We start from the raw sequence: 491 nt of genomic DNA on the forward strand, positions 1-491 counted from the left end.
GATAGAGATCATCATAAGCATATTGACAAGGCAAACGACCAATTGGATCGGTGTAAGTTTGTGTAAGAAGATTCCCAACAGCATCATATGTAACCCCTGTTTCACTGAAATGTGGAGAGTGGATCGACTTGTGCTGACTACGTAGATCGTAAGCATAGGTCGTTTGACCGATGTTGAAAGGCAGATCTTTTTGGATCAGATTACCTGCTTGGTCATAGCGGTAAGTTTGGGAATAAAGCTGTTCTCCTGAAAGGTTGATTCGTTTAACTTCTGTTAGATCTACCGCGTTGTAGCCGTACACGACGTGGCTACCATCAGGAAGTGTACTGGAATGAACGCGTCCTTGTCGGTCGTATACATATTTCATCTGCAGACCATTGCCCAACGTTTCTTCAATGAGGCGATCACATCGGTCATAAGTTCGGGTATTTTGTGTATGATTGATGTGATCCTGAATGAGGATAGGATTATCATTCAGATCATAGGTGTAG

At 43.0% G+C, this 491-nt stretch carries 1 pseudogene; it reads right to left on the minus strand.

The features are described from left to right. Positions 1 to 491, minus strand: a pseudogene (locus tag AOM43_RS12870) (RHS repeat protein); the annotation flags it as partial.

It is taken from the genome of Parachlamydia acanthamoebae, from assembly GCF_000875975.1.
GTDB classification, from domain to species: Bacteria; Chlamydiota; Chlamydiia; order Chlamydiales; family Parachlamydiaceae; genus Parachlamydia; species Parachlamydia acanthamoebae.